Source organism: Pantoea sp. CFSAN033090 (assembly GCF_001264395.1).
In the GTDB taxonomy this organism is placed as follows: domain Bacteria; phylum Pseudomonadota; class Gammaproteobacteria; order Enterobacterales; family Enterobacteriaceae; genus Pantoea; species Pantoea agglomerans.
In genome coordinates, this window is sequence record NZ_LGYX01000016.1 from 139,702 (window position 1) to 146,787 (window position 7,086).

Sequence of the window (7,086 nt, forward strand, 5' to 3'; positions counted from 1 at the left end):
GCCTGGGAGCCAGAAAGCGGCTTATTATCATTGATAGCGCGGCGTATCTCAACACCTGCGCCATCCGCTGAGCGGCAGACCGCACTCAGAATTAAATTCCTGACATAACTCACAGCGTTATGGCGCGATAAAGGTCGTTTTTACCCGTTTTGAGCGTTTGAAGTAGGGCGCAAACACCGCAGCGGCCAGCAGTGACAGCAGTAATGTCTGGAGGGCACGGCTATCGGTAACCGGCGTAAAGGCAAAGGTTTTCAGCGCCAGCAGCACAGTAATCAGCAGCCAGAGCAGGTAGTGACGCGGCAGGCGGCGGGAGCGCTTAAAGAACAGCCAGCTGATCCAGAGACTATAAGCCCAGACCGCCACGGCGGTGAGCAGGGAAATAGCCCAGTAAGAGAAGAGTGTGCTGCCGTGAGAAAATAGCGCCACACGCCATTCCGGATTAAACAGTGGTGTCAGATACATCGCCAGCACCAGAACGGTGGTTAACAGGGTCATTATCAGCCAGGCCAGCGGCAGCAAAAGCCAGCCACCAATACGCGGCGCAGCAACCTGTTCATTCATCGTGGTTATTCCTGTCTCGGGGAGTCGAAGCGCAGCAGAATAACATGTCCAGAGGGGCACGCCCATCCGGACAAGATCAGCGGGATAAACAGTGATAAATCAGACCACGTAGCGCCACACCGTTTTAGGGACACAGCCGAGATCATATAACCGTCCGCCAGAGACCAGTTCAGCACGTCGGTGATCGGCAGCCCGGTACATATTGATGATTTCCAGATCATTCGTCAGGGAGTAATTAAGATGATCGAAAAGCTTTTCCAGACTGTCTGAATTATTTACTTTGCGGAATTTAAGCAGGTAATCGTGCGCAGTCATCATTGCCATAACAGATAGAAGTAACAAAGGAGTGCTCAGTATAGGGGGCAAGCTTATGCTGTCCAGATCATGCGGCTTAAAAAAGGCGAAAATCAGATAAAAGCACCTTATTAGTCACTAAAACTCCATATCTGGCTTTTTTACTATTGTCTGAGCCAGCAACTCAGCGTCTCTATCTTAAACACCTCACTAACTTATTACGGACAGAGCCGGCATAAAGCGTTTAAAAGCAGAGGTTAAATATTATTTTTTTTCTTATTCAGCGCTGACAATGCATTAGTGGCTTCTTTCTCACCCTTATAGCTCAAAAAAATTAACCATTCTGCACTTAGTGCCAGAGAAACGTTTCGCCCCTGACTCAGGCCAGCGATCTACTGTGCGGACTATCACAAATCCCATTTTTTGTTCATCGCAGGCCGGATAACCCGTTTTGTACGCCTGGCTGTAATCGTTTCCAGTGGCAGTAAGCATAAGCGATTCTGTTTATTACAATTATTTAACGAGCAGATTTTTTCTACTCAGCCGTTTTATCCATAACTCCCTCGTCAGCCAAACCGTGTGACTACACGTAACCCCTTTAAATTGCTCTGTTTTGTGAAGTGTGTCGCCATTATGCACGCTTTTTTAGTCCAGTCTAAGCATGCTCTCTACCCTAAACAGCAAACGCCTTTCAGAGGATTAAAAACTATGTGGAAACGTTTACTTCTGACCACGCTGGTCAGCGCCGCGTTAACCGGCCCGGTACTCGCTGCAGATATGACGGTCGGCTTCTCGCAGGTAGGTTCGGAATCTGGCTGGCGTTCGGCGGAAACCAACGTAGCGAAAAGCGAAGCCAAAAAACGCGGAATCACCCTGAAAATCGCCGACGGACAGCAGAAACAAGAGAATCAGATCAAGGCGGTACGTTCGTTCATCGCTCAGGGCGTTGATGCCATCTTCATCGCACCGGTGGTGCAGACCGGCTGGGAGCCGGTACTGGAAGAAGCCAAAGATGCCAAAATCCCGGTTTACCTGCTGGACCGCGCCATTGTGGTAAAAGACAAATCGCTCTATCAGGCGGTGGTGACGGCTGACAACGTGCTGGAAGGCAAGCTGATTGGCGACTGGCTGGTGAAAACCGTGGGCGACAAGCAGTGTAACGTGGTGGAACTGCAGGGCACGGTGGGTGCCAGCGTGGCAATCGATCGTAAGAAAGGCTTTGCTGAAGCGATCAGCAACCATCCAAACATTAAAGTGATCCGCTCGCAGTCGGGTGACTTTACCCGCAGTAAGGGTAAAGAGGTGATGGAGAGCTTTATCAAGGCGGAGAACAACGGCAAAAACATCTGCATGGTTTACGCGCATAACGATGATATGGCGATCGGTGCCATTCAGGCGATTAAAGAAGCTGGCCTGAAACCGGGCAAAGATATTCTGACCGGCTCGATTGATGGTGTACCGGATATCTATAAAGCGATGCTGGCGGGTGAGGCTAACGCCAACGTAGAGCTGACGCCAAACATGGCTGGCCCGGCGTTTGATGCGCTGGAAAAATTCAAGAAAGATGGCACGCTGCCGCCAAAAGTGATCAAGACCGAATCTAAGCTGTTCCTGCCTGCCGACGCGCAGAAGGAGCTGGATACCAAAAAAGGCATGGGTTACTGATTCACCGATCAGCCGCAGACCAGCCGCAGACCGCCCTACGGGGCGGTTTTTCATGACGTGAGGCGGAGTGAGCAGAATGACCACGCAAAATGAAACACCGCTGTTATCCATCAGCGGCGTCAGCAAAGGTTTTCCCGGCGTCAAAGCGCTGAATAATGTTTCCTTTGATATCCGTAAAGGGGAGATCATGGCGCTGCTGGGGGAGAACGGTGCCGGCAAATCCACCCTGATTAAAGTGCTGACCGGTGTTTACAGCCGTGATGCAGGGACCATCACCCTGAATGGTGAGCCGATTACGCCGCATAATACGGCGCAGGCGCAGGAGATGGGCATCGGCACCGTTTATCAGGAAGTGAATATGCTGCCGAACATGTCGGTGGCAGATAACCTCTATATTGGCCGCGAACCACGCCGCTTTGGCATGATTGACCGTCGCCGGATGGTGCGGGAGGCCGATGCGCTGATGCGGAACTATGGTTTTTCCCTTGATGTGACACGTCCGCTGGGCCACTACTCGGTGGCGATGCAGCAGATTATCGCCATCTGCCGCGCGGTCGATCTTTCCGCCCAGGTTTTGATCCTGGATGAGCCGACAGCCAGTCTGGATGCCAGCGAGGTTGAGATGCTGTTTACCCTGATGGCGCAGTTAAAAGCCAAAGGGATGAGCCTGATTTTTGTGACGCACTTTCTCGACCAGGTGTACCGCATTACTGACCGGATTACCGTGCTGCGTAACGGGCAATTTATCGCCACCCGCGATACCGCCACGCTGCCGCAGATTGAGCTGATTAAGCTGATGCTGGGTCGCGAACTGCTGGAGACGGCGCTGCAGCGGCAGGGCAGCACGCTGCGCAGCAATCAGCCGGTGGTGTCGTTTGAAGATTACGGCAGGAAAGGCACCATTGAGCCCTTTAATCTGGAAGTTCGTCCAGGCGAAGTAGTGGGACTGGCGGGGCTGCTGGGTTCGGGCCGCACCGAAACCGCCGAGGTGTTGTTTGGTATTCGTCGTGCCGACCGAGGAACAGCGAAGATCAAAGGCAAGGTGCAGCGCATTACTAATCCGGCGAAAGCCTCGCAGCTGGGCATGGGTTTTTGCCCGGAAGACCGTAAGACAGACGGGATTATCGGCGCGGCCTCGGTGCGTGAAAATATTATTCTGGCGTTGCAGGCGCAGCGCGGCTGGCTACGGCCGATTAAGAAGCGCGAGCAGCAGGCGATTGCCGATCGTTTTATCAAGAGTCTGGGTATTCGTACGCCGCATGCAGAGCAGCCTGTGGAGCTGTTATCGGGCGGCAACCAGCAGAAGGTGCTGCTGTCGCGCTGGCTGGTGACCAAACCGCAGTTTTTAATCCTCGACGAACCGACGCGCGGCATTGATGTGGGCGCGCACGCCGAGATTATCCGTTTAATTGAATCCCTGTGCGCCGACGGTCTGGCGCTGCTGGTGATCTCCTCTGAACTCGAAGAGCTGGTCGGTTATGCCGATCGGGTGTTGATTATGCGCGATCTGAAGCAGGTGGCAGAAATTCCGCTGGAGCAGCTTTCGGTAGCGTCGATCGTCAATGCTATCGCGGACGGAGGGGTAAAACATGCTTGAGTCCCCTATGACATCTGAAAAAACGCCACGTCGTAAGCTGAAACTCCCGCCAGGGATGCCGCAAATCGCCGCGCTGCTGTTGGTGCTGTTGATTGACAGTCTGGTGGCCAATAACTTTTTTGCCGTGCATCTGCAGGATGGGCGTCTGTTCGGCAGTCCGATCGATATTCTTAACCGTGCGGCACCGGTTGCCCTGCTGGCGATCGGGATGACGCTGGTGATCGCCACCGGCGGCATCGATCTTTCCGTGGGTGCGGTGATGGCGATAGCAGGCGCGACGGCTGCGACATTGACCGTAGCCGGACACGGTGTGCCGTTTATTATTCTCTGCACGCTGGGAACCGGTTTAGCCTGTGGCGTATGGAATGGCGTGCTGGTGGCGCTGCTGCGTATTCAGCCATTTGTTGCCACGCTGATTCTGATGGTCGCCGGGCGCGGAATCGCTCAGCTGATTACGCAGGGGCAGATTGTGACGTTCGACAGTGACAGTCTTGGCTGGTTTGGTAACGGCTCGCTGTGGATGTTGCCGGTCCCGGTCTGGATCACGCTGGTGGTAGCGCTGGCGGTCTGGTTGCTGACGCGCAAAACCGCGCTGGGTCTGTTTATCGAAGCTGTGGGGATTAATCTGCGCGCGGCCCGTAACGCGGGGGTGACAGGCTGGCTGGTGGTGATGTCAACCTACGCGATAAGTGGCGTTTGTGCCGCTGTTGCGGGGCTAATCGTCGCGGCGGATATTCGCGGTGCGGATGCCAATAACGCCGGTTTATGGCTGGAGCTGGATGCGATTCTCGCCGTGGTGATTGGCGGTGCGTCGCTGATGGGGGGCCGCTTTAATCTGGTGTTGTCGCTGATAGGCGCGCTGATTATTCAGTCGATGAATACCGGGATTTTGCTCTCCGGCTTCCCGCCTGAGCTGAATCAGGTGGTGAAAGCGGTGGTGGTGATGTGCGTGCTGTTGCTGCAGTCACCACGGTTTATTGCGATGTTGAAACGGAGACGCCCGACATGATTAAACGTCATCTTCCGCTGATGATCACCTTGCTGGTGTTTGTGGCGGGTTACCTGTTTTGTCTGAGTCAGTTTCCGGGCTTTGCCTCCACCCGGGTAATCTGCAATATCCTGACCGATAATGCTTTCCTTGGGATTATCGCCGTCGGCATGACCTTCGTGATTTTATCGGGCGGTATCGATCTGTCTGTGGGTGCCGTGATCGCCTTTACCGGCGTGTTTCTTGCCCGGGCGATCGGTGATTTTCATATCGATCCCTTGCTGGCCTTTGCGCTGATTCTGTCGCTGGGCGCGCTGTTCGGGGCCATGATGGGCTGGCTGATCGATGCGCTGAAGATTCCGGCATTTATCATTACGCTGGCGGGGATGTTTTTCCTGCGCGGATGCAGTTATCTGGTGTCGGAGAACTCAATTCCTATCGATCATCCGTTCTACAGCATGCTTTCCAGTCTGGCGTGGAAAGTGCCGGGCGGTGGGCGTCTCAGCCTGCTGGCGGTGATTATGCTGGTAGTGGTGTTTGGCGGGATTATTCTGGCGCACCGCACGCGCTTTGGTAACCGGGTTTACGCCATCGGTGGCAATATGACATCCGCCCAGCTGATGGGTGTTTCGACCCGCGCGACCACCATTAAGATTTATATGCTTTCCACCACGCTGGCGACGCTGGCCGGGATCGTGTTCTCGATTTATACCTCGGCAGGTTATGCGCTGGCAGGGCTGGGTGTGGAGCTGGATGCGATCGCGTCAGTGGTGATTGGCGGCACGCTGCTGTCGGGTGGTGTCGGTACAGTTTTGGGCACGCTGTTCGGTGTGTTGATTCAGGGGCTGATTCAGACCTGGATTAACTTCGACGGTACGCTGAGTTCCTGGTGGACCAAGATCGCCATCGGAATTCTGCTGTTTGCGTTTATCGCCCTGCAGCGGTTGCTGACGGTCATCTGGGATCGTCAGCAGAACGCGCCCGTTAAGCGATTACCTTCCTGAGTTCTTCAGTACTCCGGTCAATGGCGGCTCGCATGAGCCGCCTTTTACTGCGCAAGGCGCAGCACCATTACCGTGACCTCTTCACCCGCGATTTGCCGCTGTTCCACCGCCTGCCATCCTGAACGCTGATAGAACGCCTGTTGATCGGGTGTATAGAGCCACAGTTCACCCATCTGCTGTTGTCTGGCTCGCGCAATCGCCTGCTGTATTAACGCTTTTGCCACGCCCTGACCCCGGAATACCTTGTCCGTCACCACCTCACCAATCCAGAATTCTCGTGCCGGAATGTCATCCAGTTCATAGCGAATGACGCTGCAGGTCGCGACCACCGTTTCGCCATCCGGTGTGGCAATAAGAGTAAATTCTGCCGAAGGTTTCTGATTGCGCTGTTTTAAACGCTCAAGGATGGCAGGCGGGTGAGACCATGCAGGAAGGTGTGACCATTCAGTGTGCAACAGTTGTGCGGTTTGTCCGGCGAAGCCGGGATGTTGGTTTAGCTCGGCAATGTGCATGGCGCTGGCGACCTTTGTTTTGTCAGGCTACAAGCAATACAGGCTGGTGGGGGAAAGTGCAAGTTCATGAAAGGGTTAAGTTATAGCAAAGACTTAGGTTCTCTTTTGTATGACAGGAAAAACAATCGCTATTGGATTTAGGTGCAGGGTCAGGAAAGGTATGCCTGATCGCAAAGGATTCCCGCATCCATGCGGATCGGCCGCGCCCTCCCTGGCGCGGACGCTTTGCTCTTCAGGCATACCTTTCCTTCCCGGTTGGGCTGATGCATCGCTTTAAGAAGCAGGACAGTGGATATTTCTATTGATGGTGGATTAATACAAATTGCTGTTGGCTGATGAGAAAGGTCAGGAAAGGTATGCCTGATCGCAAAGGATTCCCGCATCCATGCGGATCGGCCGCGCCCTCCCTGGCGCGGACGCTTTGCTTTTCAGGCATACCTTTCCTTCCCGGTTGGGCTGATGCAT

7 protein-coding genes are annotated in these 7,086 nt (G+C 54.3%); 4 read left to right on the forward strand and 3 right to left on the reverse strand.

Annotated features, from left to right (window positions below; genetic code table 11):
* Positions 1-117 precede the first annotated feature (117 nt).
* Positions 118-561 (reverse strand): DUF2569 domain-containing protein, encoded by a 444-nt coding sequence (locus AFL22_RS15590; protein ID WP_010245382.1) that lies wholly within the window; start codon positions 559-561, stop codon positions 118-120.
* Positions 562-660: 99 nt separating this feature from the next.
* Positions 661-876, reverse strand: coding sequence for a transcription modulator YdgT (gene ydgT / locus AFL22_RS15595; protein WP_003853427.1), 216 nt, complete (start codon positions 874-876; stop codon positions 661-663).
* Between the two features lie 687 nt (positions 877-1,563).
* Here ydgT and ytfQ point away from each other — a divergent pair.
* From ytfQ to yjfF, 4 genes are all read left to right on the forward strand, one after another.
* Positions 1,564-2,520 (forward strand): galactofuranose ABC transporter, galactofuranose-binding protein YtfQ, encoded by a 957-nt coding sequence (gene ytfQ / locus AFL22_RS15600; RefSeq protein ID WP_010245380.1) that lies wholly within the window; start codon positions 1,564-1,566, stop codon positions 2,518-2,520.
* Between the two features lie 76 nt (positions 2,521-2,596).
* A complete protein-coding gene (locus AFL22_RS15605) occupies positions 2,597-4,117 on the forward strand; it encodes a sugar ABC transporter ATP-binding protein (RefSeq protein ID WP_010245377.1) in 1,521 nt (506 codons plus the stop codon).
* Positions 4,110-5,126, forward strand: a complete 1,017-nt coding sequence (ytfT, locus tag AFL22_RS15610) for a galactofuranose ABC transporter, ATP-binding protein YtfT (protein WP_010245375.1) — start codon at positions 4,110-4,112, stop codon at positions 5,124-5,126. The genes AFL22_RS15605 and ytfT overlap by 8 nt, the downstream gene beginning before the upstream one ends.
* Positions 5,123-6,109 (forward strand): galactofuranose ABC transporter, permease protein YjfF, encoded by a 987-nt coding sequence (yjfF, locus tag AFL22_RS15615; protein WP_010670080.1) that lies wholly within the window; start codon positions 5,123-5,125, stop codon positions 6,107-6,109. Before ytfT ends, yjfF begins: the two co-directional genes overlap by 4 nt.
* 44 nt (positions 6,110-6,153) lie before the next feature.
* On the opposite strand, the gene AFL22_RS15620 is transcribed toward yjfF, so the two are convergent.
* Entirely contained in the window at positions 6,154-6,621 is a 468-nt protein-coding gene (locus tag AFL22_RS15620; protein WP_052271721.1) for a GNAT family N-acetyltransferase, read from the reverse strand.
* Between the last annotated feature and the right edge of the window lie 465 nt (positions 6,622-7,086).